The sequence below is a fragment of the Curtobacterium sp. MCLR17_007 genome (assembly GCF_003234655.2).
Classification (GTDB): domain Bacteria; phylum Actinomycetota; class Actinomycetes; order Actinomycetales; family Microbacteriaceae; genus Curtobacterium.
The window spans coordinates 3,084,517-3,110,711 of sequence record NZ_CP126271.1 but is presented as its reverse complement, the minus strand read 5'-3'; the positions used below and the strand labels follow the sequence as shown (position 1 = coordinate 3,110,711).

Here is a 26,195-nt window from a genome sequence, read left to right as displayed (position 1 = left end):
AGGGGCGACAAGCGTCGTGACCGAACCGTTCTCAGGACGCGCGGTCGAGCGCCGCGACGGACGGCTGCCCGCCCCAGAACTGGGAACGGGGCACAGCGGCGCTGGGAGCGGGGCGGCGTCGCACGCCTAGCGTCGTGGGCAACGAGAGGAACACCATGAGCAGCGACATCAGCGGTCCCGAAGCGTCCGACGACCGAGCTCGATCGGAGGCGCTGCAGAACGCCGCGCACGGCGATGACGTCAATGCGGCATCACGCGACGAGCAGCGAGCCGCGGACACCTCGTACAGCCCGTCGAGCGAGCGGGAGACCGAGGCCTCGCAGACCCTGCAGCGTGACGACGACGACCTGCGTGAGGACGGCATCGACCCGTCCCGCATCGTGGCGGCGCCGGGCACCGGCGGAGCCGACGACGCGGGCGACGTCGAGCCCGAGCCGGGTGACCTGCACCTGCCGTGGCAGTCCGAGGAGGACCGCCAGGGCTGACCGCTACGCCACCGAGTCCGGGTGGGAGCCCGTCCGCTGCCCGGACTCGAGCGTCGCGATGGCGTCGAGGTCGTCCTGCGTCAGCGCGAAGCCGTCGACGTCGAGGTTCGACCGGATGCGCGACGGGGTCACCGACTTCGGCAGCACTACGACCCCCTGTTGCACGTTCCACCGCACCAGCACCTGGGCGACGCTGACCCCGTGCCGCTCGGCGATGCGGGTGAGGACGGGCTCGTCGACGAGTCGCCCGCGACCGAGCGGCGACCAGGCTCCGGTCACGATGTCGTGCCGCGCGTGGAACTCGATGAGCTCACACTGTGGCAGCCATGGGTGGCGCTCGACCTGGTTCAGCACGGGGACCTGGCCCGTCTCGTCGATGAGGCGCTCGAGGTGCGGGACCTGGAAGTTCGAGACCCCGATGCTGCGCGCTCGTCCGGAGTCGTGGAGTTCGACCAGGGTGCGCCAGGTCTCGATGTAGCGGTCGTTCGCGGCCGCCGGCCAGTGGATCAGGTAGAGGTCGACGGCGTCCATCCCCAGCCGCTCGAGGCTGGCGTCGAACGCCCGCAGTGTCGCATCGCGCCCCTGGTGGTCGTTCCACACCTTGGTCGTCACGAACACGTCGTCGCGATCGAGACCGGAGGCGCGGACCGCTGCCCCGACGCCGCGCTCGTTGCCGTACATCTCGGCGGTGTCCACGTGCCGGTACCCGGCGGCGAGGGCGGTGCCGACCGCGGTCGCGGCTTCAGCATCGTCGACCTTGTACACGCCGAAGCCGACGGCGGGGATGCTCCGACCGTCGCGGAGGGGGCTGGAGGTGACCATGCGTCCATCCTGCCGGTCGCGGCGGGGGCGAGTGGGGCCTCCCGTCCGGTCTGTGGAGAACCGGACCGTGACGCTCAGGTGGGCAGGACCACCGGCTCGGTGTCGGGGATGGGGCTGGCGTCGCGCCCGCGCAGGTCGGGGAGCCACCGCTTCGCGACCAGCGGCAGCAGCACCCCCACGAACGCGGCCGCCGCACCGACGACCAGTCCGCCCGTCGCACCGTGCAGGTCGATGAGGAACCCCGCGACCGCCGAACCGCCCGCGGCGCCGATGAGCTGGCCGGTGCCCATCCAGCCGTAGGCCTCGGCGGTGTCGGAGAACTTCACCGTCGCCGACACCGAGCCGAACATCACCGTCAGCGCCGGTGCGATGCCGCCGCCGGCGATGAGCAGCGCGAACGCGAGCCACCAGAACCCGGTGCCGAACGTGGCGAGCCCGAGGCCGATGAACACGATGAGCATGCGAGCCCAGAGGGAGTTCGGCGCGATGGGGCGGTGGCCGAACGCCAGCCCGCCGACGAGCGAGCCGATCGCGAAGATCGCCAGGACGATGCCGGCGTTCGGGCTGCCCTCGCCGAACGCGCTGATCACGCCGGCCTCGACCGCGGCGCACGCCCCGATCAGCAGCAGCCCGGTCAGCGTGGCGACGACGACGGACGGACGCCGGAGCACGACACCGAACGCGCGCTTGGAACGGGGGATGCGGACACGGCCGAGCTCGGGGGAGGCGATGAACCAGATCCCGCCGATCACCAGGAACACCATCGCGACGACGATCGCCTCGACGGTGCCGATCTGCGTCGCGACGAACGTGGTGATGACCGGGCCGGCGACCCAGATCAGCTCCTGCGCGCTGGCGTCGAGCGAGAACAGGGGTGTGAGCTGCGACGACGTGACCATCTTCGGGTAGATGGTGCGGACCGCCGGCTGCACGGGCGGGACGGCGAGCCCGCCGATGAACCCGATGACGACGTAGGCCCACAGCGGCATCAGCACGAAGGCGATGACGCCCATGCTCGCGAGCGCGACCAGGCTGGTCAGGATGAGCACGGGCCGCATGCCCCAGCTGCCCATCCAGCGGCTGGTGAGCGGTCCGGCGATGGCCTGGCCGACGCTGGTGGTCGCGAGCACCAGGCCGGCGGATCCGTACGAGCCGAAGATGTGCTCGACGTGCAGCAGGTACGCCAGCGAGAGCATGCCGAACGGGAAGCGCGCGGTGAGCTGGGCAGCGATCACACGACCCACCCCGGGGGTCTTCAGCAGGGGCCCGTACGTACTCACAAGAGGAGTGTACGGACCGGACGGCCAGGCGCGCGGGCCGTGTCACCCGTCCGGGGGAGCGCGGTCGGGAGGCCGTCGGCGAGGCGTTCTCAGACACGCCGACGCAGGGGTACGGATCGTCCGTTTCCACACCTCGGGACAACCCCCTCCACAGGCTGTTGGGAGTGTCGGTGGTCGCTGCCACACTGGCGGAAATCCGGGGCTGTGGGGAATCCACAGACTGTGGATGGCGTTGTGGAGAACTACAGGGGTGTAACACTTCCTCTAGTGGTCCAACCGATCATCGAGCACAACATGTAGTAGCGTCGTGCTCAGCACAGCACCAGAACTTCGGGCCCGGATTCGAGCCCAGAACCAGGGGTAAACATGGCCGTCACCGTCTACACCAAGCCGTCCTGCGTCCAGTGCACCGCGACGTACCGGGCCCTCGACAACAAGGGCATCGAGTACGAGGTGCACGACGTCTCCACGGACGAAGCCGCGCTCGAGCACGTCAAGAGCCTCGGCTACCTGCAGGCCCCCGTCGTCGTCACCGACGACGACCACTGGTCGGGCTTCCGCCCCGACAAGATCGCCACGCTCAGCGCCGAACTGGCGTAACGCGTCACCCGTCCGGCGGGTGGTGGACCGAACTCGATCAGGAGGCTCGACCCACCACCCCGGGACACCCTCCGGTCCGTCAGTCCGCACCTTCTCCACGGGGAGCGCAGCATGAGCCGACTCGTCTACTTCTCGAGCGTGTCCGGGTACACCGCACGCTTCATCGAGAAGCTCGGCCGCGACGCGGACCGGATCCCGCTCTACCCGAGCGAACCGTTCCTGCACGTGGACGAACCGTACGTCCTCGTCCTCCCCACCTACGGTGGCGGCAACGGCGAGGGAGCGGTCCCCAAGCAGGTCATCAAGTTCCTCAACGACGAACACAACCGGTCACTGATCCGGGGCGTCGTCGTCGGGGGGAACACGAACTTCGGTGAGGCCTACGGGCTGGCGGGCGACGTGGTCGCTCGCAAGTGCCACGTGCCCGTGCTCTACCGCTTCGAACTCTTCGGCACGCCGGACGACGTGTCCGCGGTCAACTCAGGATTGGATGCATTTTGGACGCAGCAGTTGCAGACGTCGATCTGACGTCGCCGACGACGGGGATGGACTACCACTCCCTCAACGCGATGCTCAACCTCTACGACGCGAACGGCAACATCCAGTTCGACAAGGACCGCGAAGCTGCCAAGCAGTTCTTCCTGCAGCACGTCAACCAGAACACCGTCTTCTTCCACAACCTGAAGGAGCGGCTGGACTACCTGGTCGAGAACGAGTACTACGAGCAGGCGACGATCGACCAGTACTCGCTCGAGTTCATCCAGCAGCTCAACGACCTGGCGTACTCCAAGAAGTTCCGGTTCCAGACGTTCCTCGGTGCGTTCAAGTACTACACGAGCTACACGCTCAAGACGTTCGACGGCAAGCGGTACCTGGAGCGCTTCGAGGACCGCGTCGTCATGACCGCGCTCGGTCTGGCCCAGGGCAACGAGCAGCTCGCGATCGACCTCGTCGAGGAGATCGTCGCCGGCCGCTTCCAGCCCGCCACCCCGACGTTCCTCAACACCGCGAAGGCGCAGCGCGGTGAGCTCGTCTCCTGCTTCTTGCTGCGCATCGAAGACAACATGGAGTCGATCTCCCGCGGGATCAACTCCTCGCTGCAGCTCTCGAAGCGCGGCGGCGGCGTGGCCCTGCTGCTCTCCAACATCCGCGAGGCCGGCGCCCCGATCAAGCAGATCGAGAACCAGTCCTCGGGCATTATCCCCGTGATGAAGCTGCTGGAAGACTCCTTCTCCTACGCGAACCAGCTCGGTGCGCGTCAGGGTGCCGGTGCGGTCTACCTCAGCGCCCACCACCCGGACATCATGAAGTTCCTCGACACCAAGCGCGAGAACGCCGACGAGAAGATCCGCATCAAGACGCTGTCCCTCGGCGTCGTCGTGCCGGACATCACGTTCGAGCTCGCGAAGAACAACGAGGACATGTACCTGTTCTCGCCGTACGACGTCGAGAAGGTCTACGGCGTCCCCTTCGGCGACGTCCCGATCTCCGAGAACTACCGCGCGATGGTCGACGACTCGCGCATCAAGAAGACGAAGATCAAGGCGCGCGAGTTCTTCCAGACCATCGCGGAGATCCAGTTCGAGTCGGGCTACCCGTACATCGTGTTCGAGGACACGGTGAACAAGGCCAACCCGATCAAGGGCCGGATCAACATGTCGAACCTGTGCTCCGAGATCCTGCAGGTGAACACCCCGACCACCTTCAACGAGGACCTGTCCTACAAGGAGATCGGCAAGGACATCTCCTGCAACCTCGGGTCGCTGAACATCGCGCTGACGATGGACTCGCCCGACTTCGGCAAGACCATCGAGACCGCCATCCGCGGCCTGACCTCGGTGTCGCAGATGTCGCACATCTCGTCGGTCCGCTCCGTCGAGGACGGCAACGACAAGTCGCACGCCATCGGCCTGGGCCAGATGAACCTGCACGGCTACCTGGCTCGTGAGCGCGTGTACTACGGCTCCGAAGAGGGCATCGACTTCACGAACATCTACTTCTACACGGTGCTGTTCCACGCCCTGCGCGCCTCGAACAACATCGCGATCGAGACGGGGGAGACCTTCGACGGCTTCCGTGACTCGAAGTACGCGTCGGGTGAGTTCTTCGACAAGTACACCGACCAGGCGTGGACGCCGGCGACCCAGCGCGTCGCATCGCTGTTCGACAACGCGAACATCACGATCCCGACGCAGGACGACTGGAAGGCGCTGAAGGCGTCCATCCAGCAGCACGGCATCTACAACCAGAACCTGCAGGCAGTCCCGCCGACCGGTTCGATCTCGTACATCAACCACTCGACGTCGTCGATCCACCCGATCGCGTCGAAGATCGAGATCCGCAAGGAAGGCAAGCTCGGCCGCGTCTACTACCCGGCGCCGTTCATGACGAACGACAACCTGGACTACTACCAGGACGCGTACGAGATCGGTGCCGAGAAGATCATCGACACGTACGCCGCGGCGACGCAGCACGTGGACCAGGGCCTGTCCCTGACGCTGTTCTTCAAGGACACCGCCACCACGCGTGACATCAACAAGGCCCAGATCTACGCATGGCGCAAGGGCATCAAGACGATCTACTACATCCGCCTGCGCCAGCTCGCCCTCGAGGGCACCGAGGTCGAGGGCTGCGTCAGCTGCATGCTGTGATCGCTGTCGCGATCTCCTGACTGGAGGCGCGGGGCGGCCCCGCTCCGCGCCTCCAGTTCCGTACTTGTTCCGATCCACCACTTCCGGAAGAACGCAATGACTCTCACCGACCCGGTCCACGCCACCGGCAAAGCCGTCCCGCTGATCCGTTCGGTCAGCGCGATCAACTGGAACCGCATCCAGGACGAGAAGGACGTCGAGGTCTGGAACCGCCTCGTCAACAACTTCTGGCTGCCCGAGAAGGTGCCGCTGTCGAACGACGTGCAGTCGTGGAACACCCTCACGCCGGAAGAGCAGCAGCTCACCATGCGCGTGTTCACCGGGCTGACGCTCCTGGACACCATCCAGGGCACCGTCGGCGCGATCAGCCTGATCCCCGACGCGATCACCCCGCACGAGGAATCGGTCTACACGAACATCGCGTTCATGGAGTCGGTGCACGCCAAGAGCTACTCGTCGATCTTCTCGACCCTGGCGTCGACGCCCGAGATCGACGACGCCTTCCGCTGGTCCACGGAGAACGTGAACCTGCAGAAGAAGGCGCAGATCGTCCTCGACTACTACACCGGTGACGACCCCCTGAAGCGCAAGGTCGCGTCGACCCTGCTCGAGTCGTTCTTGTTCTACTCCGGCTTCTACCTGCCGATGTACTGGTCCTCGCGCGCGAAGCTCACCAACACCGCTGACCTGATCCGCCTGATCATCCGCGACGAAGCCGTCCACGGGTACTACATCGGGTACAAGTTCCAGAAGGGGCTTGAAGGCGCTTCGGAAGAGCGCAAGCAGGAGATCAAGGACTACACGTTCAGCCTGCTGTTCGAGCTGTACGAGAACGAGATCCAGTACACGCAGGACCTCTACGACCAGGTCGGGCTGACCGAGGACGTCAAGAAGTTCCTGCACTACAACGCCAACAAGGCGCTGATGAACCTGGGCTACGAGCCGATGTTCCCCAAGGAGACGACGGACGTGAACCCGGCGATCCTGTCGGCGCTGTCGCCCAACGCGGACGAGAACCACGACTTCTTCTCGGGGTCGGGCTCGTCGTACGTCATCGGCAAGGCGGAGAGCACTGAGGACGAGGACTGGGACTTCTAGGTTTCACTGAGCACCGACGGAAACCCCGCCGCCGATCGGCTGCGGGGTTTCGTCGTTTTGGGCTCGGTTGAGATTCAAAGTTTCCTCGAAACGAGGAGCATGTATCCCAATGATATTTCAAGTATACTTGACGAGGCACCACGATTAGCTGAAACATCACACGCAAATGGGATTTGTAGACGTACGCCCGCGAATTGAACCTGGACTATCGCCCCGCGGGATGGAAAGATCCTCAAGGAGGGGTGATCTAGATTGATCCATGGAGACGAATTCCAAAAATTGTACTTTGGCCGTGCGTCCGCTGAAAAGGATTATGCGGCTGATCCCGAAAAGTTCTTTCGTACATATTTTGATCGCTATGACATACCAGCACGGGTGGCAAATCATGAGCGATTTTTGCTTTTGGGACCGAAAGGCTCGGGGAAGAGCGCGGCTGCAAGGTACGTAGACCTCAGCTGGCGAAGGGCGGCGGGAATAGACCTTGTGTATTCCGACTACATTGACTTCGATCAGGTCAATCAGACTCAAAACCCATTGAGCACGATCACTGGCCAGCTCGTCAGTCACGATGTCACGACTGCTACAGATGCGGCATGGCGGCTTTTTATTGCTATCAAATTCTTGTCGTCTCTTTCTCGTGACAACGGCAGTTCGATCGCTCGTGATACGAAGGCGGCTGCCCTAATGCAAAAACTCGAGGATGTTGGTCTTGCAGATCGCGACTACCCCAATGTTCTCCGTAAAGTTCGAGAGCGAAAGATTTCCGCCGGGTTTTCCGCCCTCTTCTCCGGGCTTGGCATGAACGCGGGCCGGGAAGACCGAGCATGGGAATCCGATCAGTGGAGTCCGGCCCAGATAGCCAATGCACTTCTTGCTCTTGTGCTCCGCGATGAGACTGTCAGCCGTCATCTTCTGTCCATCGATGGTCTCGACAAGTCGATCGGAGACAATCGGGCATATTGGGACACGGTCGCGTCGCTCATTCGCGTGGGGAACGAGCTGAATACCAGGTTCACGGGTAGTAATCTCTATCTGCTTATCATGTGTCGGTCTGACGTGTTTCGCCGTGTCAGGTTTTCGGACAGTGCAGAGATTCTTGCGGATTCGAGTATCCGGATCGAATGGGGGTCGGAAGCTGCCGACGTAAAAGATGTTGCTCTTTGGGATTATCTCGCAAAGAAAGCGGAGATTAGCAAGCAAGATCTAATCGGGACGGTGCCCCGGAGTGTACCTGTTGGGTCAGGCGGGCATGTTCCGGGTTTGCGGTTTTTGGTTGAATCGACGAGATACACTCCGCGGGATTTTAGTATGCTTTTCCAGTCAATTCAATCGCAAACGCTTAAAGGGCAACTGCCGACCGCGAGTTCTGTACGTAAGGCACGTGATGAGTTCGCGCGCAATCATTTTCTGAATGAGCTCGAATCAGAGGCGCATGGACTGCTCAAGGACGAGGTTATCACCGCGATTCCTCGCTTCTTTAGCGCATTGAAGAAGCGGCGAGTTAATCGGAACCAATTTGCGGATGCGTTTAAAGCCGCGTCGATGCCAGAGGCGCTGCCGCTGGCGGAGCTAGGAGAGTATTTATACATCCAAGGGGCGCTGGGTAATTATGATCCTAACTCCGGCTACACGCAGTTCTATCATCGCCGCGATGCGAATCAGTTCAACCCTCATGGCCCATGGGAGCTACACACCTCTCTAGTTTATGCGTTCAATCTGAAATGGTGATGGGTTTCCTGGCGGCGCGGGTTGGTGTTGTCATTACCGGACGGTTGTGGATTGCCAAATGGGCATCTCTGTCGGGTAATTGATTAGGAAGGTCACTGGCAGTGCTGTTTCGGCCTGGCGGTAGTCCTCGCGGCGTCAGGCGTTATTGTCATGGAGGAACGTCGTATGGTCGACCGACCGACCGGCCTTCATCGGAGCGCCTTGCATGACTGAGTTCGAGCCACCCGTTCCCGACGTGCGGACGACGGGACCGCGGCGCTTCGCAGCACTCCGGAACCGGAGCTCCCGTCCGTACCTGTTCACGTCGGGGCTGTCGATGATGGCGGACAACACCGAGCACGTCATCAGCTACTGGGTGCTGTGGCAGACGTTCCACTCGCCGACGCTGGTCGGGTTCCAGGTGATCAGTCACTGGTTGCCGTTCCTGCTCCTCTCGGTGTGGTCCGGTTCACTCGCGGAGAAGTACGACTGCCGCCGGATCATCCAGGTCGCGCAGGCGCTGTTCATGCTGGTGTCGATCGGGTGGGGCGTGCTGTTCCTGACCGATTCGCTCAGCGTCGGATGGGCGTGCGTCCTGTTGCTCGGCCACGGTGCTGCGGGCGCGTTGTGGGCCCCGGCCGAGCAGATGCTCCTGCACGACTTCGTCGAGAAGCGCGACCTGCCCAGCGCGGTGCGGATGAACTCGACGTTCCAGAGCCTCGGCATCCTGCTGGGCCCGGTCGTCGGGTCGGTGCTCCTGCTGCAGCTCGGACCGACGGTCGGCATCTTCGTCAACGTGCTGCTCTACCTGCCGATGATGGTCCAGATGGGCCGGACGCGCTTCACCGGGCACGTGCGCGACGCCGCCGACCTCGACGCGGTACCGCGGATGACGGCTCGTGAGGTCGTGCGTGTGCTCCGCAGCATCGGGTCGAACCACGTCATCGTCGCGATGATCGTGATCGGCGGGTTGGTGGCGATCACCGTCGGCAACGCCCTGCCTTCGGCGATGCCGGAGTTCGCGAACGGGCTGGCGGGCCGTTCCGGCGCGGATGCCACGTACGGTGCGCTGTTGTTCGCGATGGGCCTCGGGGGAGTGGTCGGTGGCTTCCTGCTGGAGGCGACCGGGCTGTTGAAGCCGTCGCTGCGCGCCGCTGTCCTGGCGACGGTGGTGTTCGGTGGCGCGGTGCTCGCGTTCTCGCTGACGTCGAGCGTCGTGGTCGCCCTCGTGGTGCTCGTCATCGCGGGCATGGGGGAGATCGCCTCGATGTCGATCGCGCAGAGCCTGGTGCAGCTCGAGGCGACGGCGGGCGAGCGTGGGCGGACGCTCGGCGTGTTCGGGATGTTCGCGTCGGGGTTGCGGACCGGCGGTGGTGTGACGCTCGGTGTGGTCGGCACGTTGCTCGGGGTGAACGGTGCGATCGCGATCTTCTCGACGGTGCTGGTCGTCGGTGCGCTCATCGCGTGGGGGTATGCCGCGAGGGCGGCGGCGAACCGGGCGTGAGCTGCATGTTCGAATCGGATGCCGTCGCCGGGTGCTCACCGAACTGCTGACGAGTGAGTTCGTCGGTCTGTGATGGCCCCGGGGAAGGGATGACAGGCCACCGAGCGGCCGGAGGATGACCGCCCCCGCCGGGAAGATCAGCATGCCGCCGACGAAGAGCGCGACCGGTGCGACAGCGTCTGAGCGACGCGGCTTGGCCAGTGAGCACACTGCCCACTTGGCTGGCCGGACTCGCCGTTCAGAACCCGCTCTACCACCTCGTCAAGCTGATGCGGTGGGGCTGGAACCCGTCCACCACCGCGTGGGACGAGCAGTCTCTGTGGATCTCCCTGCTGGTCCCCGTCGGTCTGCTCGCCGCATTCCTTCCGTTGGTCCTGTGGCGGTGGCGCAAGGTGAGCCGGGGATGGTTCGCGAACTCCCGGCCTCCCTCCTTCGTGAACCGCTCCGCAGAGGTGACGATGCTCCTCGAGTCAAGTCGATTGGTCCCCGCGTCCGGGACGGATCTGGCACATGATCCCGAGCAGGTCATCGCGGCCCAGTTCAGCGATCTGGCCGAAGCGGGTGTGATCCGCGCGGCGAACCCCGCATCGGGCCTCCGAGCACTTCACCGCCCTGACGTTCCTCCTCGCGCTGAACTCACCGGAACTCGCCGCCGCCGTCGATGCGGTCTTCGACGACGGCGTGGACGCATTCGTCCGCGCGTACGGCGCCGAGCGCTCGGCCTCGTGAGCTGACCGCTGCACTTCGGTGAGCGGCGCGCTGCTGCACAGGCCCACGCAGGGCCGGCAGGCGCCGCGGTGGCGAACATAACTCTGGCTAGCGTCCCGACGGGACGGGGCGGGATCGAGGCGAAAGCCGACGACTTGCACGCTCGCCGCAGGCGGACCAGAGGGCCGGTATCTGCCGGCCCTCTGGTCAGCTGATGCGGATTTGCTGGGTCCGGAATCCGACTACCTACGTGCGACGATCGACGCAGCTGCGCTGATGGTGGCACCGGGATGATCTTCCCGGTACTGGCGAACCGCTTTAGGGTCGATCGGCTTCGTCGCCAGAATGGTGGTGCTCCCGATGATGCTCGTACGGAAAGCCGCGAAGCAGAGCGTTGCGAGTGCGAGGATGCCCGCGAGGATCGGCCCGAAGAGAGCGTACGCGAGGATCGACGCTGTGAGGCCACCGAGTGTGATCAGCGCTGATGTGCGCCGCTTCACGAGAAGCACTTCTGCTGTACCGCGGCGATCCCGAGCAGCTCGGCCCCGAGAGCCGCCGCCGCACCTCCGAGGGCCTGGATCTTCTCCCACTTGAAGGACGCCCCCCAGAACAGCCGGACAGCCTTCGCAACGCCTCCGAGCCCGTCGATGAGCCTCTTGATCTTCAGGATCTTCGCTGCCGGGATCGCAGTGGAGGCGATCAACCAAGCAATGGCGCCAGCGCAGCCGACGATGTCCGCACGCGTGCCTTGGACGAGTTCCGGGTGGTTCCCGGCCATCCAGCTCTGCACGGCAGCATCGCCCGCGAGGAGAACGGAATCAGGGATCTCGCTGACCAGCTCGAGCCCCTGTTCGAGGTCAGCGGCCTGGACGCCGAGGTTCTCGGCAGCTGCGCGTACGTCAGCGACCGGCGCGGCGGACGCAGCTTGCGCGGGCGTGATGGTCAACGTCGACGCGCAGAGCGCTGTGGTGATGGCTGCAACGATCGCCGTCTTGGTAGGCGTGATCGAGGTCAACGACTTCATTGTGGTCTCCTTTGAGCGCCAGCTGCGTTGCTGGGTGACCCCATATTCACGGCCATAATGTGAAATGTGCAACCTGAAGCAACACCCGCGCGTGTCGCGCGCCTAGGTCCGGTGGCGAGCGCTGCGGTTCGGAGTGGACCTCAGTACCAGGGCGCGAACGCGGCGACGCCCCAATCCCGCACCTCGTCGTGGAAGACAGCGAAGGCGCGCTCGTCGAGCCGGCGTCCGCTAGCGCTGACCGATGAGGCCGGGAATGCGCTCGCGGAACGGGAAGAAGCCGCGCGACGCGTACGGCCATGCTCGGCCGTCCCAGCGCCGACGGATGGTGACGAGACCGACGCCCTCCGCGCCGAGGCTTGCGCGCAGGACCTCGAGACGCTCGTGGACGGGGCCGACGGGCGCGTAGGGGACGACGATCGAGTCGAGACCCTCGGCCGCTGCCCACTCGATGACGGAGGAGGGCGCGGCCGAGTCGAGCACTGTCGCCGGACGTCCGCTGGCGTCGGTTGTCCGCGACGCTGCGTCTGCCACTGCACCGGCGGTGAATGCCCGCACTGGCGCGGACACCGCCGCCGGGGAGCGCTGCTCGGGATCGGCGGTCACCGCTGTCGCGCGGATCGACCCAGCGAGGGAGGGGTGCTCGGACAGCAGGCTCTCGGCCTCGAGGTCCTCCTCGTGCAGGAGCAGTCCGACGCGCTCCCCGGGGCGCCCGTCGACGTCGTCGGACGGGACCGGTGTGGAGGCGGGGAACGGTTCCTCGTCGAGTCCACGGGCCTCGGTGGCCAGGCCCGTCGGTGCGAACCGCCCGTCCGTGTACCGGGCGATGTTCTCCGTCGTCGCCAGGTACGTCTTGCCGCGGGTCTGGAGCCCGGCCACCCATCGCCAGGACAGCGTGTTCGAGGCGGCATCACCGTCGAGCAGGTGGCGGTAGAAGAAGTCGGCGCCGAGTTGCCACGGCAGCTCGAGGGTGAAGATCCAGATGCTCGCGAACCACATGCGCGTGTGGTTGTGCAGGTACCCCGTCTCGATGAGTTCGCCGACCCAGGCGTCCATCGCGTCGATGCCGGATCGGCCGGCGATCACGTCCTCGTAGTGGGCGGGCAGGTCTCCCGCGAGCAGGTCGCTGACGTCGGCGCGGTAGCGGCGCCAGACCGCCGGGCGCTGCTCGAGCCAGCCCTTCCAGTAGGTGCGCCAGAAGACCTCCTGCACGAACTTCTCCGCCGCGTGCAGGCTGTGTCGGGACAGGACGGCGTCGATGACCTCCTGCTCGGTGACCAGCCGGTGCCGCAGGTACGGCGACAGGCCGGAGACGTTGGTCCGCGCGGGGCCGAGGTCGTGGTTGCGGTCGCGCCGGTAATCGGGGCCGGCGTGCGGGACGAACTCGTGCAGGGCGTCGAGGCCGGCGGCTCGGGTGGGGGTGGTCACCACGCCATCCTGCGCTTGCCGCTGCGGGAGGAGCCGTGCGCTGCCGGCCGCGTCACCACAGCACCGCGCTCGCGGGGACGCCGCTGCTCACGCCGGCGGGGTCGTCCCTGCGCCCTCGGTGTCGTCTGCACCCGCAGGACCGGTACCGGCCTGGTCGAGGTTCTCGTGCGGGTCGCCCATGTCGCCGGTCGCCTTGCCAGCTGGGGACAGCCCGAAGTGCTTGCGGGCGGCGTTCTCCTCGGCGAGGGACAAGGTGCTTCCGGCTCCGGGGGACGGCGCACCCTTGATCGCGCTCTTCGCGTACCCGACGTGCAGGTCCTTCCCGTCGAAGGTGGCGTCTCCGACCGGGACGAGCGCGGTGTGGCCTCCGAAGAGTCCTGTCGCGACGCTGACGAACGCAGCGCTGCCGTCCTCGTCGGAGGGGAAGACCTGCGCGACCTTGCCGACCGATGCGCCGTCGCGGTCTCGGACTGGCGCGCTCTCGACCTCGTGGATCTTGCTCTTGGGGATCATGCGTGTAGTCAACGCCCCTGGCTGGGCAGCCGCCCGATCGAAAGCGACATGTGGAATACGTGCATGTCGGTGGAGATTCCCGCTAGGGTCGGGACCCGGACCGGGGTGGGCCGGAGGGGGAAGTCATGGGGAAGATCGCGTTCGACGCGGCAGCAGCCGACGCCGTCATCAGAGCGGCCACGGCGGCTGAGAACGAGCTCCGTGCGCAGTCGGGGGCCCGTCGGTCCGCCGTCGAGGAAGCAGCGGTGGACTTCTCCGGCGCCTACGCCGACAGGTTCACCGAGTCCGCCTCGGCCGAGTCAACTGATCGGGGCAAGCTGGCGTCCGTCCTGAACGACCTCGCCGGTCAGGTCCGCGACGCCAAGATCTCTGCGGAGGCCGAGGAGGAACGGCTGGACGCTGTTGATGCCTGGCGCGCAGCCGAGCGCGACCGCCAGCACGCCGCGGCGACATCACTGCTCGTGACCACCACCTTGCCTCCGGTCTCCATCCGCACCCCGAAACCGTCGGAGGTCGCGATCCGACCGCCGTCCATCCATGCGGCGTTCGTGCCACGTGAACGCAGGCGGTCCGGGGGCGCCGCGGGGCACGGTCGGAGCTCGGCGGACCCGGCGCGACTGCGTGACTTCAGCACGGTCAGCCGGGCGAACGATGCTGCTGCGGCAGCGAAGGCCTCGACGCTCGCCAGCGCGTGGAAGGCCTTCACCGCGTCGTGCTCCTGGGTGACGATCGACGGATGCACCTTCGTCACGGGCTTCGAACTGTTCCTTGAGGAGAACCGAGCCGATGCTGCGTGGATCGACCGCATCGCCGACGCGTTCGAGCAGGCGGGAGGCGTCGGATCGCTGACGAATGCCGCGATCGGCAGGGTGACCGACGACGAGCTCGTCCGAGACGTCCAACGGCTCTTCGCGACGGGACTGACCCCGACCGAGGTCGCCGCGATGTGGACGGACCTCGGTCTCACGAAGGAAGACGCTCCGGACCTCGCACTGCTTCCGACCTCGGTGTTGACCGTGTTGGGCAACCTCGAAGGGGCACCGTACTGGGCGCGCAGCGCTGCGAACGTTGCCGTGCTCGATCGTCGGATCGCGTCCGCGAAACAGTTCCTGGACGACCTCGATCGTCCGGACCGCGTCTACAGCGCTGCAGCACGCAAGGACGCGGCGGACCTCTCCGCCCTCGAATCGATCAAGGCTTCTCTCAACCGCAACGGCCGCAGAGGCCCTCGCACGCTCACGGTGCTCAGCGCAGACCATCCCCCTCTGGCCGCCGTCTCCATCGGAGATCTGGATGAAGCGACCAACGTCACCTGGGCGGTGCCGGGGATGGGGTCGAGCACGGGCAGCATGACCGATTGGACGGATGCCGCTCAGAACGTCTCCAGCGAGCAAGCCAAGGCGGTCCCTGTGGGTCGCGGCTCCACGAACGCCGTTGTCGCGTGGATGGGGTACGAGGCGCCGCCGGTCCCGCCGGCGAGTGCCGCCGTGTTCGGCAGCGACTTCGCAAAAGCCGGTGGCAAGAAGCTGGCCGCGTCGATCATGGGCCTGGACGCGACGAGGGCCGTCATCATGCCCAGGGTCAATGTGCTCGGGCACTCCTACGGCACGACGACCGCGTCCTACGCGCTCACGACCGAGGGTGTGCACGTCGATTCGTTCACCGCCATCGCATCAGCGGGCATCCCGGACAGCATCCACGGGGCGGACGAGATCCAGGCGGATGCGGTCTACGCGGGGCAGGCAGACGTGGTGAAGCCGATCATCGAGCACTGGAGCGGCGACGAATGGGCGGCAGTCGGACGTGACTTCAGCTCCGATCACCACCAGGATCCGACCGCGCCGGAATTCGGTGCCACGAGCTTCGGCGCCGATGGAGCTCCAGGCCTCCAACCCGTTCGCGACCACGGGGTGCACACGTGGTACGGCGGCGGGTACCTCGACGAGAACACGCAGTCGCTGCAGAACGTCGCGTACGCCACGACCGGCCAGCCAGAGCTGTTGACGAAGTGATCACGCCGATCTCGCTCAAGCGAGCCGATCTGGAAGGAACTGGCAGATGAAACCACCTCGGCGAAGAGCCGTCACCGTCCTCTGGGCGACAGGAGCAGTCCTGCTCACCGTCGCCCTTCTCACTGGTTGCAGCGAAGGATCTGGCATGAACGCGAAAGAAGCGAAACAGTCCATCGTCACGTTCGTCGAGGAATCGACCACGATCGTTGGCGACGGGTGGGAAGTCAGTGATGGTCCCGGGCTCGGGAAGTGCGGTCTCGGTCTGGAGCAAGGCGGCGTTCAGTACGTCTACGCGATGGTCCGTGCTGCGAGCGCCGATCCGAAGGCCGATGTCGTCGCAGTGGAGCGCCACTGGAAGGACCTCGGCGTCACGACCGAGCGCTACCAGACCGGGGGTGAGGACCCCATCCTCGGAGTTCGGGGCAGGGGCGGTCCGGTGAGTTCTTCGGACTTCCGGGCAGATCCCCGGGGGTACACGATCGACGGCAGCTCGCAGTGCATTGCGGGTGACTTCGACAAGATGAGCCTTGAGGGTCAGGAGTGATGACCTCGAGCTGACCGACGGTCAGCCCCGGGAGACGGAGCGCCCAGCCGACGCGCCCTCCGCGGCGGAGGCGAGCCATGCCTCCAGGCCCGACCGAGAACCAGACACCTGACGGACGTGAGATGCAGGACGGCTCGCCCCGTTGCCGAGGTGAGCCGTCCTGCATGTCAGCGGAGTCAGTGCGCTGTCGGCACGGCGACCTCAGCGAGCTCCGCCCGGACGATGTCCGCGCCGGCGGACAGCGCGCCGAGCTTCCCGAGCGCTGCGCCCCGCGCCAGCGGCGCCATCCCGCAGTTCGAACTCGGGATGAGCTTGTCCGCGTCGACGAACTCGAGCGCGCGACGGAGCACCTCCGCGACCTCCTCCGGCGTCTCCACGGTCTCGGTCGCGACGTCGATCGCGCCGAGCATGACCTTCTTCCCGCGGATGAGCTCGACGAGCTCGAGCGGGACGTGGGAGTGGATGCACTCGAGCGAGACGATGTCGATCGACGACTGCTGCAGGAGCGGGAAGGACTGCTCGTACTGGCGCCACTCGGCCCCGAGCGTCTCCTTCCACCGGTTGTTGGCCTCGATCCCGTAGCCGTAACAGATGTGCACGACCGTCTCGGCGCGCAGGCCCTCGGTGGCGCGTTCGAGTGCGGCGACGCCCCAGTCCTGCACCTCATCGTGGAAGACGGTGAAGGCGGGCTCGTCGAACTGGATGATGTCGACGCCGGCTGCTTCGAGCTCGTGGGCCTCCTCGTTGAGGATCCGGGCGAATTCCCACGCCAGCTTCTCGCGGCTCTTGTAGTGCTGGTCGGAGAGCGTGTCGATCATCGTCATCGGGCCGGGGAGCGCCCACTTGATCGGGCGGTCGGTCTGGGCGCGCAGGAAGCGCGCGTCGTCCACGAACACGGGCGCGCGGCGGCTGACGGCACCGACGACGGTCGGCACGGCCGCGTCGTACCGGTCGCGGATCCGGACGGTCTCCTTACGCTCGAGGTCGACGCCATCCAGGTGCTCGATGAACGTCGTGACGAAGTGCTGGCGGGTCTGCTCGCCGTCGCTGACGATGTCGAGGCCGGCGCGCTCCTGCTCGTGCACGGCGGCGCGGAGGGCGTCCTGCTTGCCCTCGGCCAGTGCCGCCCCGTCGAGCCGCCAGCGGGACCAGAGCTTCTCGGGCTCGGCGAGCCAGGACGGTTTCGGCAGGCTGCCGACGATGGCGGTGGGAAGGAGGGTGCTCATGGTCGTAGGAGATCCAGACGGTCGAGGAAGCAGGAAATGGGTCAGACGGCCACGGCTGTGGGACGGGATGCCCACTGCTCGAGGAGCGCCCGATGCGGCGTCACGAGGTGCTCCTCGGTGTACCGGCCCTGGGTGATCGCGAGGCGGCTCCGCTCCTCGCGGTCGTAGGAGACGGGCGGCACCGTGTAGTCCTCGTGCGCGAGGCTCGGGCGGTAGGTGCTCGGCGCCGGGGCGTTCGCGTTGTAGATCTCCGGTCGGTAGATCTGTTGGAACGTCTCCATCGTGCTGATCGTGCCGATGAGCTGCAGGTCCGAGTAGTCGCTGAGCAGGTCGCCGCGGGAGTAGAACGCGAGCGGGGCCTTGCCGCCCGGGGGCATGAAGTACCGGACCTGCATGCCCATCCGGCCGAAGTAGTCATCGGTGAGCGAGGAGTGCTCGTGCTCGTACTCGGCGCCGAGGACTGGATGCACGAAGCCGTTCTGTCGGTAGGTCTGGCTGGTCGAGACGCTGATGCAGACGACCGGCTCCAGGTCGAACTCCGCGCGGAACGCCGACGACTCCAGGAAGCGCTGGAACAGCTGCCCGTGCAGGTGTCCGAAGTCGGCCGGCAGCGACGGAGCCGACGGGAGCAGCACCGCGAAGTCGTAGTCCCGCAGGTACGACGAGAAGTTGTTGCCGAGGATGCCCTGGTGGCGCTCGCCGGTGTGCTGGTCGAGGATCGTGACGTCGAGCATCTCGAGCAGCGGGAACGCACCGTCGGTGCCGTCGTCGACGAAGTGCGCCGTGACGGAGACGATGTCGAGCTCCACCCGGTACCGGTCGGCGGCCGGACCCCCGGCAGCCAGGTCGTTGCAGCGACGGTCGATCATGGCGAGGGCGTTGCGCAGGTTCTGCTGACGGTGCTCGCCGCGCGCCAGGTTGGCGAAGTTCGTGGTCAGCCGGGAGCTGTCCGCGGGGGAGTAGTCCTCGTCGAACCGCGTCCGCGTGATGCTGAAGGTCAGGTCATTCGCCATTCCTCGATCATGACGGGAGGCGCGGGTCATCGGGTAATCCCGAGATGCTATGCGCTGGTATAGCCTCCGCCTATGGCCCGCGTCTCGAACGACATCACCCTGCAGCAGCTCCGGTACTTCATCGAGGTCGCGACCGAGGGCTCGATCAGCGCTGCGGCCGACCTGCTCTACGTCGCGCAGCCGACGCTGTCGGCCGCGATGAAGGACCTGGAGGCCCGGATCGGCCGGGCGCTCTTCGTGCGTTCGGCGCGTGGTGTCGTCCTCACCGTCGACGGCGTCGAGTTCCTCGGCTACGCCCGCCAGGTCGTCGAGCAGGTCTCGCTGCTCGAACAGCGGTACGTCGGCGGGCAGCCGTCACGCCGGCTGCTCGGGGTGTCTGCCCAGCACTACTCGTTCGCGGTGGAGGCCTTCGTCCGGATGGTCGAGGCCGCCGCTGCCGACGAGTACGAGTTCTCGCTCCGTGAGACGCGTACCTGGGACATCATCGAGGACGTCCGCACCCTGCGCAGCGAGGTCGGCATCCTGTACCGCAACGACTTCAACCGGCAGGTCCTCGGCAAGCTGCTGCGGGACGCCGGGGTCGTGTTCACACCGCTGTTCGTCGCCCAGCCGCACATCTTCGTCGCCCGGCGGAACCCGATCGCGACCCGGAAGCGTGCGACCCTGGCCGATCTGGCGGACCTGCCTCGGCTGACATTCGACCAGGGCGCGAACAACTCCTTCTACCTGGCCGAGGAGATCCTGTCGACGATGTCCAGCAAGCGGGAGATCCGGGTGTCGGACCGGGCGACGATCTTCAACCTGATGATCGGGCTCGGCGGCTACACGATCTCGACGGGGCTGATCAGTGACGACCTGGACCCGGAGATCGTCGCCATCCCCCTCGACGTCGACGAGCGCATCGAGATCGGGTGGATCGCGCACTCCTCCGTGCCCCTGACGGTGCAGGCGCAGACCTACCTGGACGAGCTGCGGGCGGTGGTCACCAGCTACGGCGTGGAGCCGCTGGGGTGAGAGCGGACCGCACACCGGACGGGAGGCGCGTGGCGGGCCCGCCACGCGCCTCCCGTCCGGTTCCTGCCAGATGGCAGCATCTACCCTGGCCGCATGGCATCCCGCAGGGCATCACACATGGTCGCCGGGCTGCTCGTGGCCCTCGTCGCAGGACTCGCGACGGGGTGCGCCTCGACCGGGTCAGGCACAGACGAACCCTTCGCCGCGTGGAACACCGCCGTGGCGGACCGGTCCGATGCTCCCGCGCGGTGGGTCGCGCTGGGCGACTCGGTCACCGAGGGGCAGGGCGCCTCGACCCGTTCCACCCGCTGGATGGACCTGACGCTCGACCAGCTCCGGAAGGAGCACCCGACCTCCGGCGCCCGTGGCGGTGCCGGGTACCTCCCCGCGCAGTTCGCCGTCTACGAGCCGGACTCGACGTGGGGCGACTGGGCGACCGCGCGCTCCGGATCGAGCCAGTTCGACAAGACCGTGCCCGACCTGGGCTACCGGTCCGTCGCCATGCAGGCGGGCGCGTCACGGACGTACCCGTTCACGGGGACCGGGCTCGACATCTGGTGGACGCGCTACGAGGGGTCGGGCGACTTCACCTACAGCATCGACGGCGGCGCACCGCGGACGGCGTCCACGACGGGGAAGGCCAGCACGGGGACCGTCACCAAGGTGGACGACCTGCGGCGCGGCAAGCACACCGTCACCGTCACCGCAGTCGCGCCGTTCTCGTTGCAGGGCTTCACGATCTACGACGGCGACCGGGACAAGGGCATCCAGCGGTACGACTCCGCGCAGTCCGGTGCGACGATCTCGACCTTCACCCGGGACCAGGCCGGGTTCCTGACGGCCATGCGCCGGGCCGCACCGGACCTGGTCACGATCACGCTGGGCGGCAACGACGCGCAGCACGTGACGCCGGCCGAGCTCGGCACGCAGTACCGGGCGTTCCTGGAGGCGCTCGCCGCACTGCCGTCGAAGCCGTCACTGCTGGTGATCGGGGAGTTCACGCCGGCGTCCTCGATGACGAACACCATGTCGAGTCCCTGGTCGCGCTACCTCGCTGCGACGAAGCAGGCCGCCACGAAGGCCGGGGCCGTGTACGTGAGCATGGACGACACCTTCCCGAAGGCCACGTACTCCGGCAAGGGGATCTACTCGACGGACGGCATCCACCCGAACGACAAGGGGCAGCAGCGGATCGCGAAGCTCGTGCTGTCGACGCTGGCGGCGCACGACGGGTAGTCACCGCTGGTGACGGGTGTTGCCCCAGCAGGTTGGGGTGATGCGGCTCGACGAGGTCCTGTCCACGCCGGTGACCGCGAGTAGAATCCCGTGTGACCTCCGAGCGTTCTGATCCCAGCGGCATCGACCCCGACGACCTCCGCGTCGCGCTCCGGGTCCTCGAGCAGCTGCCGTCGATCGACGAGACGCACCCGGACTTCGTCAGCGTCCGGCAGGCGACGGCGAAGATGTTCAAGGCCGTCAAGCGGGCACACCGGCTCGAGAAGCGGGCGGTCATCGCCGAGGCAGACCGTCGCGTGATCGCCGGCACCGCGACCGGCGCCGCCGACCGCATCGACGACGAGACCCGCGGCGTCCCGATCAGCGCATCGACCCAGAGCGCCACCGCGGGCACGCTGCTGAAGTCCCGCCCGTGCTACATGTGCAAGCAGCACTACACGCTGGTCGACGCGTTCTACCACCAGCTGTGTCCCCGGTGCGCTGCGCTGAGCCATGCCAAGCGCGATGCCCGGACTGACCTGACGGGCAAGCGGGCGCTGCTCACCGGCGGCCGCGCGAAGATCGGCATGTACATCGCGCTCCGGCTGCTCCGTGACGGCGCACACACGACGATCACGACGCGCTTCCCGCGGGACGCAGTGCGCCGGTTCGCGAGCCTGCCCGACGCCGCGGAGTGGATGCCGCGGCTCAAGGTCGTGGGCATCGACCTCCGCGACCCCGCCCAGGTGATCGGTCTCGCCGAGGACGTGGCGGCTGCCGGTGCCCTCGACATCCTGATCAACAACGCGACACAGACCGTCCGGCGCTCGACCGGGGCGTACCAGCCTCTGGTCGACGCCGAGCTCGCGCCGTTGCCGGACGGACCGCTGCCCGAGCTGGTGACGTTCGGGCACACGAGCGACCGGCACCCCCTGGCGCTCGAGCGATCGGTCTCCGCGCACCCCATCCTGGCGGCGGCCGCGGCCCGAGCGGACGAGCTCACCGAGCAGGCGCTCGCCCCGGGGTCGAGCTCACTCGAACGACACGCTGCCGGGACCGCCATCGATGCCGGCGGTCTGCTGCCCGATCTGCACGACGACAACTCGTGGACCCAGCGCGTGGACGAGGTCGATCCGCTCGAGATGCTCGAGGTCCAGCTGGCGAACACGACCGCGCCGTTCATCCTGATCTCGAAGCTGCGACGGGCGATGGCGGCGAGTGCTGCGCGGCGCACGTACGTGGTGAACGTCAGCGCCATGGAAGGGGTCTTCGGCCGCGCGTACAAGGGCCCGGGACACCCGCACACGAACATGGCGAAGGCCGCGGTCAACATGCTCACGCGGACGAGCGCGCAAGAGGTGTTCGAGACCGACGGCATCCTGATGACCAGTGTCGACACGGGCTGGATCACCGACGAGCGGCCGCACGCAACCAAGCTCCGACTCGCCGAGGAGGGCTTCCACGCCCCGCTCGACCTGGTCGACGGCGCCGCCCGGGTCTACGACCCGATCGTCCGGGGCGAGGCCGGCGAGGACCTGTTCGGCGTCTTCCTGAAGGACTACGCGCCCAGCGCGTGGTGACCGGTCCGGCCTCCACACGAGATCACACGCGGGTCAGACCGCCGCGACCTCCCGCGCAAACGCCGCCACGAACGCGTCGATGTCCTGCTCCGAGGTGTCGAACGAGCACATCCACCGCACCTCGTTCCGCGACGCATCCCAGTCGTAGAACCGGAAGTGCTCGCGCAGCCGATCGGCCACGCCGGCGGGCAGCGTCGCGAACACCCCGTTCGCCTGGGTCTCCTGGCTGAAGCCGACGCCCTCGATGCTGCCGTCCGCGATCCCCGCCTCGAGCGCACCGCGGAGTCGGGCGGCCATGGCGTTCGCGTGCGAGGCCGACCGCAGGTACAGGTCGTCGGTCAGCAGGGCGATGAGCTGCGCCGACACGAACCGCATCTTCGACGACAGCTGCATGTTCATCTTCCGCAGGTAGTGCAGCCCCTCGGACGCGGCGGGGTTCAGCACGACGATCGCCTCGCCGTAGAGCATCCCGTTCTTGGTGCCACCGAAGCTCAGCACGTCGACGCCGGCGTCCGTGGTGAAGTCGCGGAGCGGCAGTCCGAGGCTCGCAGCCGCGTTCGAGATGCGGGCGCCGTCCATGTGCAGCGTCATGCCGAGCGGGTGGATGTGGTCCGCGATCGCCCGGATCTCGTCGACGGAGTAGGCCGTGCCGAGCTCGGTGGTCTGGGTGATCGACACCACGAGCGGCTGGGGGCGGTGCTCGTCGCCCCATCCCCAGGCCTCTTTGTCGATCAGCTCCGGGGTGAGCTTGCCGTCCGGGGCGTCGACGGTGAGCAGCTTGATGCCGGCGACCCGCTCGGGGGCTCCGGCCTCGTCGGTGTGGATGTGCGCGGTCAAGGTGCACACGACCGCACCCCATCGCGGCAGCATGGACTGCAGGCCGACGACGTTCGCGCCGGTGCCGTTGAAGACCGGGAAGGCCTGGGCCTGCGACCCGAAGTGCGCCGTGATGACGTCCTGCAGGCGTGCCGTGTAGACGTCCTCGCCGTAGGCGATCTGGTGTCCCTGGTTCGCGGCGGCGATCGCCTCGAGGACCTCGGGGTGGACGCCGGCGTAGTTGTCCGAGGCGAAGCCCCGCAGGTCGAGGTCGTGGAGTTGGAGAGTCACGGGTTCATCATCCTCGGGAGACGTGGGGAAGGGGGATGCGGGTGCCGTTGAGTGTGTCTGGTGGAGCGTCCCAGAGCCTGACGACCTCGTCGCCGAGCTGGTCCTCGAGCCCGTCGAGCGCGCGGACGACGACGATCGCCGCTGCTGCCGAGGCCGGTGCGTCCTTCCGGAAGCCCTGGGCCACGGCGCGGACCCAGGTGTCGGCAGCGGCCTTCGCGGCGGCGTAGTTCGCGCCCCCGGCGGTGGGGGAGTCGACCGCCGTGGACGACACGGTCGCCAGTCGCCCCGCTGTGGACGCGACGAGGTCGGGGTTGAACACCCGGGTCGTGTTGCGCAGGGTGCGGAAGCCGCGGTCGAAGAAGTCCCAGTCCTCGTCGGACTGTCCGGCGAGCCCCCCGCCACCGCGCCACCCACCGACCAGGTGGACCAGCCCGTCGACCGGGCCGTGGGCATCATGGACCGTCGCCGCCAGCGCGGTGACCGCATCGAGGTCAGCGAGGTCGCACGTGTGGGTGGTGACGCCCGGGACGGACGCGGCCAGGGCCTCCAGGGCGTCGGGCCGGGTGCCGACGGCGACGACCGCGGCTCCGGCGGTGGTGAGCGCCCGCGCGACGGCCGCGCCGCTGGCACTGGTCGCTCCGGCGATCAGCACCAGCCGGCCGGCCACGGAACGACCGCTCACGCGGCGTCCGCGACGCGAGCGGAAGCGGCGGCGTCAGACGACGCGTCGGGTGACGCGCCGGTGATCCCGGCCGTCGACGCGATCACCGCGGCCATCTTCTTGTTGAGCGCCTCGTAGAACATCGACAGCGGGAACTCGTCGTCCAGCACTGCGTCGGTGTAGCCCTTCGGCGGTCCGGCGAGCGTCTCGCTCGGCAGGCCGGCGGCCCACCGGGAGGCCGGGTGCGGCGTGAGCGTCTGGCTCACCATCGAGTACGCGGCAAGCCAGTGCGCCGACTTCGGCCGGTCGATCGACCGCCAGTACAGCTCGTTGATCTGGTCGCTGAGCGCGATGACGACGTCCGGCACCGCGTCCCAGTCGATCGTGAGCTGCGTGTCCGTCCAGTGCAGGACACCGTGCTGGTGCATCCACGCGAACAGCAGCTGGCCGCCCAGCCCGTCGTAGTTGCGGACGCGGCTGCCGGTGATCGCGAAGCGGAAGATGCGGTCGAAGATGACCGCGTACTGCACCAGGCGCGCGTGGTCGCGGATGTCCCGCTGCGCGGCGGTGAGGCCCTCGTCCGGCAGCTCCGAGAGCGTCCGCTGCAGTCGGACGCTCTCACGGAAGGCCGTCAGGTCGCAGCGCAGTTCCTCGAGCGAGTACAGGAAGAACGGCATCCGCTGCTTGATCATGAACGGGTCGAACGGCAGGTCACCACGCATGTGCGAGCGGTCGTGGATGATGTCCCACATCACGAACACCCGCTCGGTCAGCTCCTGGTCGTCGAGCATCGCGGCGGCGTCGTCGGGCAGGTCGAGCTTGGTGATCGCCGCCGCCGCGCGGACGACCCGGCGGTAGCGGGCGGCCTCGCGGTCCTGGAAGATCGCGCCCCACGTGAACGCCGGGACCTCGCGCATCGCGACCGTCTCGGGGAACAGCACCGCCGAGTTCGTGTCGTAGCCCGGGGTGAAGTCGACGAACCGCAGCGCCACGAACAGCTGGTTGCCGTACTCGCCGGCCTCGAGCTCGGCGATGAACTCGGGCCAGATCACCTCGACCAGCACCGCTTCGACCAGGCGGCTGGCGCTGCCGTTCTGCGTGACCATCGGGAAGACGACCAGGTGGCCGAGGCCGTCGACGCGGTGCCGCTGCGGCTGGAAGGCGTTCAGCGCGTCGAGGAAGTCGGGGACGCCGAACCCCTGCTGTTCCCATCGCGCGAAGTCGCGCTGCAGGGCGGCGAGGTACGCCGCGTCGTGCGGGAAGTGCGGGGCCAGTTCGGCGATCGCCGGGAGGATCGTGGCCACGTGTTCCGCGGCCGCCCGGTGGTCCGCCTGGTCCGGTACCGAGCCGTCCTGCGCCTGCAGCGCACGGAACGCCACGACGGCGTCCTTCAGACGGAGCCAGCCGGGGTGCGTGGCGACCTGGCGGACGGTGCGGTCCTGCTCCGTCGCGCGGTCCTCGACGACCTCGGGTTCACCGACGATGGCGTCCTGCGTGTGGGCGTGGACGAACTGCGACATGTCGAACCTCCCGTCGTTGGGCTGCTGCGGAAGCAGGAGGACCGGGCTCGGTAGCTGGTCCTGACGGAAGCCTAATGAGCAAGCGGCGACGCAATTCGCCCTCTTTCCGGCGGAAACGTGCGCGGTTGCGGCCCCGACGCGGCGATGTCGGCGGCCCGCGCAACAACCCCGCGGCCGGGCGGACGACTTCGTTCTGGGGGATGACGAATCAGGTGCGCGAACCGCGGGATCTGCCGACCGGATTCGTCACCGAGCGTGCTCGTTGCGCGGACCCCGCGGTCAGCGCCGGGGTGCGCTCAGACCGCAGAACGGGCCTCCCGGTGCAGGCGAGCCGGATCAGAACGTGGTCGTGCCACGGAGGCGTCAGGCCAGGCCGTCGTCCCTGCTGGCATGGACGTCCGTCGCGGTGTTCCCGCGTTCGTCGCGGGCGAGGAACCAGTCGCGCGGCTCGGTCTGCACGGTGCGACCCTCCGCGCGCGGATCCCG

24 protein-coding genes are annotated in these 26,195 nt (G+C 67.2%); 13 read left to right on the top strand and 11 right to left on the bottom strand.

Annotated elements, in window-relative coordinates; genetic code table 11:
* Positions 1-155: 155 nt before the first annotated feature.
* Positions 156-485, top strand: a complete 330-nt coding sequence (locus DEJ13_RS14675) for a hypothetical protein (RefSeq protein WP_111107547.1) — start codon at positions 156-158, stop codon at positions 483-485.
* Between the two features lie 3 nt (positions 486-488).
* Here the strand turns inward: DEJ13_RS14675 and DEJ13_RS14670 are convergent, their stop codons facing one another.
* Positions 489-1,307: an aldo/keto reductase gene (locus tag DEJ13_RS14670; RefSeq protein WP_111107546.1), complete on the bottom strand. Its 819-nt coding sequence runs from the start codon at positions 1,305-1,307 to the stop codon at positions 489-491.
* A gap of 74 nt (positions 1,308-1,381) precedes the next feature.
* Positions 1,382-2,587: an MFS transporter gene (locus DEJ13_RS14665; protein ID WP_111107545.1), complete on the bottom strand. Its 1,206-nt coding sequence runs from the start codon at positions 2,585-2,587 to the stop codon at positions 1,382-1,384.
* 366 nt (positions 2,588-2,953) lie between these two features.
* Between DEJ13_RS14665 and nrdH the strand changes: the two genes are divergently transcribed.
* From nrdH to DEJ13_RS14630, 7 genes are all read left to right on the top strand, one after another.
* Entirely contained in the window at positions 2,954-3,187 is a 234-nt protein-coding gene (gene nrdH / locus DEJ13_RS14660; RefSeq protein WP_056119985.1) for a glutaredoxin-like protein NrdH, read from the top strand.
* A 111-nt stretch (positions 3,188-3,298) separates the two neighbouring features.
* Positions 3,299-3,715 (top strand): class Ib ribonucleoside-diphosphate reductase assembly flavoprotein NrdI, encoded by a 417-nt coding sequence (gene nrdI, locus DEJ13_RS14655; protein WP_056119983.1) that lies wholly within the window; start codon positions 3,299-3,301, stop codon positions 3,713-3,715.
* A gap of 17 nt (positions 3,716-3,732) precedes the next feature.
* Positions 3,733-5,838, top strand: coding sequence for a class 1b ribonucleoside-diphosphate reductase subunit alpha (gene nrdE, locus DEJ13_RS14650; RefSeq protein WP_111107544.1), 2,106 nt, complete (start codon positions 3,733-3,735; stop codon positions 5,836-5,838).
* Between the two features lie 96 nt (positions 5,839-5,934).
* A complete protein-coding gene (gene nrdF / locus DEJ13_RS14645) occupies positions 5,935-6,936 on the top strand; it encodes a class 1b ribonucleoside-diphosphate reductase subunit beta (protein ID WP_056119980.1) in 1,002 nt (333 codons plus the stop codon).
* Positions 6,937-7,188: 252 nt separating this feature from the next.
* Positions 7,189-8,664, top strand: a complete 1,476-nt coding sequence (locus tag DEJ13_RS14640) for a P-loop ATPase, Sll1717 family (RefSeq protein WP_146245280.1) — start codon at positions 7,189-7,191, stop codon at positions 8,662-8,664.
* A 205-nt stretch (positions 8,665-8,869) separates the two neighbouring features.
* On the top strand, positions 8,870-10,147 hold the full coding sequence (locus DEJ13_RS14635; protein WP_111107543.1) for an MFS transporter: 1,278 nt from the start codon (positions 8,870-8,872) through the stop codon (positions 10,145-10,147).
* A 200-nt stretch (positions 10,148-10,347) separates the two neighbouring features.
* Positions 10,348-10,881, top strand: a complete 534-nt coding sequence (locus DEJ13_RS14630; RefSeq protein ID WP_146245279.1) for a hypothetical protein — start codon at positions 10,348-10,350, stop codon at positions 10,879-10,881.
* A gap of 216 nt (positions 10,882-11,097) precedes the next feature.
* Here DEJ13_RS14630 and DEJ13_RS14625 read toward each other — a convergent pair whose 3' ends face one another.
* The 4 genes from DEJ13_RS14625 to DEJ13_RS14610 form a co-directional block, all read right to left on the bottom strand.
* Positions 11,098-11,355, bottom strand: coding sequence for a hypothetical protein (locus tag DEJ13_RS14625; protein WP_146245278.1), 258 nt, complete (start codon positions 11,353-11,355; stop codon positions 11,098-11,100).
* Positions 11,352-11,879 carry a hypothetical protein gene (locus DEJ13_RS14620; protein WP_111107541.1) on the bottom strand — a complete coding sequence of 176 codons (528 nt, stop codon included), beginning with the start codon at positions 11,877-11,879 and terminating at the stop codon, positions 11,352-11,354. Before DEJ13_RS14620 ends, DEJ13_RS14625 begins: the two co-directional genes overlap by 4 nt.
* A 228-nt stretch (positions 11,880-12,107) precedes the next feature.
* Positions 12,108-13,304 (bottom strand): FAD-binding domain-containing protein, encoded by a 1,197-nt coding sequence (locus DEJ13_RS14615; protein ID WP_111107572.1) that lies wholly within the window; start codon positions 13,302-13,304, stop codon positions 12,108-12,110.
* 87 nt (positions 13,305-13,391) lie between these two features.
* Positions 13,392-13,817, bottom strand: coding sequence for a PRC-barrel domain-containing protein (locus DEJ13_RS14610; RefSeq protein ID WP_111107540.1), 426 nt, complete (start codon positions 13,815-13,817; stop codon positions 13,392-13,394).
* Between the two features lie 125 nt (positions 13,818-13,942).
* Between DEJ13_RS14610 and DEJ13_RS14605 the strand changes: the two genes are divergently transcribed.
* Both DEJ13_RS14605 and DEJ13_RS14600 read left to right on the top strand, forming a co-directional pair.
* Positions 13,943-15,829, top strand: a complete 1,887-nt coding sequence (locus DEJ13_RS14605) for an alpha/beta hydrolase (RefSeq protein WP_111107539.1) — start codon at positions 13,943-13,945, stop codon at positions 15,827-15,829.
* 145 nt (positions 15,830-15,974) lie between these two features.
* The gene (locus DEJ13_RS14600) at positions 15,975-16,373 is read left to right on the top strand and encodes a hypothetical protein (protein WP_111107538.1); all 399 of its coding nucleotides are present in this window, start codon (positions 15,975-15,977) and stop codon (positions 16,371-16,373) included.
* Positions 16,374-16,549: 176 nt separating this feature from the next.
* Here DEJ13_RS14600 and DEJ13_RS14595 read toward each other — a convergent pair whose 3' ends face one another.
* Positions 16,550-17,599 carry a methionine synthase gene (locus DEJ13_RS14595; RefSeq protein WP_111107537.1) on the bottom strand — a complete coding sequence of 350 codons (1,050 nt, stop codon included), beginning with the start codon at positions 17,597-17,599 and terminating at the stop codon, positions 16,550-16,552.
* A 41-nt stretch (positions 17,600-17,640) separates the two neighbouring features.
* A complete protein-coding gene (locus DEJ13_RS14590) occupies positions 17,641-18,612 on the bottom strand; it encodes a putative oxygenase MesX (RefSeq protein WP_111107536.1) in 972 nt (323 codons plus the stop codon).
* 72 nt (positions 18,613-18,684) lie between these two features.
* Here DEJ13_RS14590 and DEJ13_RS14585 point away from each other — a divergent pair, with 72 nt between their 5' ends.
* The 3 genes from DEJ13_RS14585 (at position 18,685) to DEJ13_RS14575 (ending at position 22,421) form a co-directional block, all read left to right on the top strand.
* Positions 18,685-19,626, top strand: coding sequence for a LysR family transcriptional regulator (locus DEJ13_RS14585; protein ID WP_111107535.1), 942 nt, complete (start codon positions 18,685-18,687; stop codon positions 19,624-19,626).
* Between the two features lie 93 nt (positions 19,627-19,719).
* Entirely contained in the window at positions 19,720-20,862 is a 1,143-nt protein-coding gene (locus tag DEJ13_RS14580) for an SGNH/GDSL hydrolase family protein (RefSeq protein ID WP_111107534.1), read from the top strand.
* Between the two features lie 92 nt (positions 20,863-20,954).
* Positions 20,955-22,421, top strand: coding sequence for an SDR family NAD(P)-dependent oxidoreductase (locus DEJ13_RS14575; protein ID WP_111107533.1), 1,467 nt, complete (start codon positions 20,955-20,957; stop codon positions 22,419-22,421).
* Between the two features lie 33 nt (positions 22,422-22,454).
* On the opposite strand, the gene DEJ13_RS14570 is transcribed toward DEJ13_RS14575, so the two are convergent.
* Genes DEJ13_RS14570 through DEJ13_RS14560 form a run of 3 tightly spaced genes read right to left on the bottom strand, consistent with a single transcriptional unit; the run spans position 22,455 to position 25,709 of the window.
* Complete coding sequence (locus DEJ13_RS14570; RefSeq protein ID WP_111107532.1) at positions 22,455-23,528, bottom strand: threonine aldolase family protein; 1,074 nt, start codon at positions 23,526-23,528, stop codon at positions 22,455-22,457.
* Positions 23,529-23,535: 7 nt separating this feature from the next.
* Positions 23,536-24,210 (bottom strand): SDR family oxidoreductase, encoded by a 675-nt coding sequence (locus DEJ13_RS14565; protein ID WP_258374149.1) that lies wholly within the window; start codon positions 24,208-24,210, stop codon positions 23,536-23,538.
* Positions 24,207-25,709, bottom strand: coding sequence for a DUF6421 family protein (locus DEJ13_RS14560; protein WP_111107531.1), 1,503 nt, complete (start codon positions 25,707-25,709; stop codon positions 24,207-24,209). The genes DEJ13_RS14565 and DEJ13_RS14560 overlap by 4 nt, the downstream gene beginning before the upstream one ends.
* Positions 25,710-26,195 lie beyond the last annotated feature (486 nt).

Coding starts and splice junctions, on each gene's coding strand:
- DEJ13_RS14675 (WP_111107547.1), top strand. CDS start 156: ATGAGCAGCGACATCAGCGGTCCCGAAGCGTCCGACGACCGAGCTCGA.
- DEJ13_RS14670 (WP_111107546.1), bottom strand. CDS start 1,307: ATGGTCACCTCCAGCCCCCTCCGCGACGGTCGGAGCATCCCCGCCGTC.
- nrdH (WP_056119985.1), top strand. CDS start 2,954: ATGGCCGTCACCGTCTACACCAAGCCGTCCTGCGTCCAGTGCACCGCG.
- nrdI (WP_056119983.1), top strand. CDS start 3,299: ATGAGCCGACTCGTCTACTTCTCGAGCGTGTCCGGGTACACCGCACGC.
- nrdE (WP_111107544.1), top strand. CDS start 3,733: ATGGACTACCACTCCCTCAACGCGATGCTCAACCTCTACGACGCGAAC.
- nrdF (WP_056119980.1), top strand. CDS start 5,935: ATGACTCTCACCGACCCGGTCCACGCCACCGGCAAAGCCGTCCCGCTG.
- DEJ13_RS14635 (WP_111107543.1), top strand. CDS start 8,870: ATGACTGAGTTCGAGCCACCCGTTCCCGACGTGCGGACGACGGGACCG.
- DEJ13_RS14620 (WP_111107541.1), bottom strand. CDS start 11,879: ATGAAGTCGTTGACCTCGATCACGCCTACCAAGACGGCGATCGTTGCA.
- DEJ13_RS14610 (WP_111107540.1), bottom strand. CDS start 13,817: ATGATCCCCAAGAGCAAGATCCACGAGGTCGAGAGCGCGCCAGTCCGA.
- DEJ13_RS14605 (WP_111107539.1), top strand. CDS start 13,943: ATGGGGAAGATCGCGTTCGACGCGGCAGCAGCCGACGCCGTCATCAGA.
- DEJ13_RS14600 (WP_111107538.1), top strand. CDS start 15,975: ATGAACGCGAAAGAAGCGAAACAGTCCATCGTCACGTTCGTCGAGGAA.
- DEJ13_RS14595 (WP_111107537.1), bottom strand. CDS start 17,599: ATGAGCACCCTCCTTCCCACCGCCATCGTCGGCAGCCTGCCGAAACCG.
- DEJ13_RS14590 (WP_111107536.1), bottom strand. CDS start 18,612: ATGGCGAATGACCTGACCTTCAGCATCACGCGGACGCGGTTCGACGAG.
- DEJ13_RS14585 (WP_111107535.1), top strand. CDS start 18,685: ATGGCCCGCGTCTCGAACGACATCACCCTGCAGCAGCTCCGGTACTTC.
- DEJ13_RS14580 (WP_111107534.1), top strand. CDS start 19,720: ATGGCATCCCGCAGGGCATCACACATGGTCGCCGGGCTGCTCGTGGCC.
- DEJ13_RS14560 (WP_111107531.1), bottom strand. CDS start 25,709: ATGTCGCAGTTCGTCCACGCCCACACGCAGGACGCCATCGTCGGTGAA.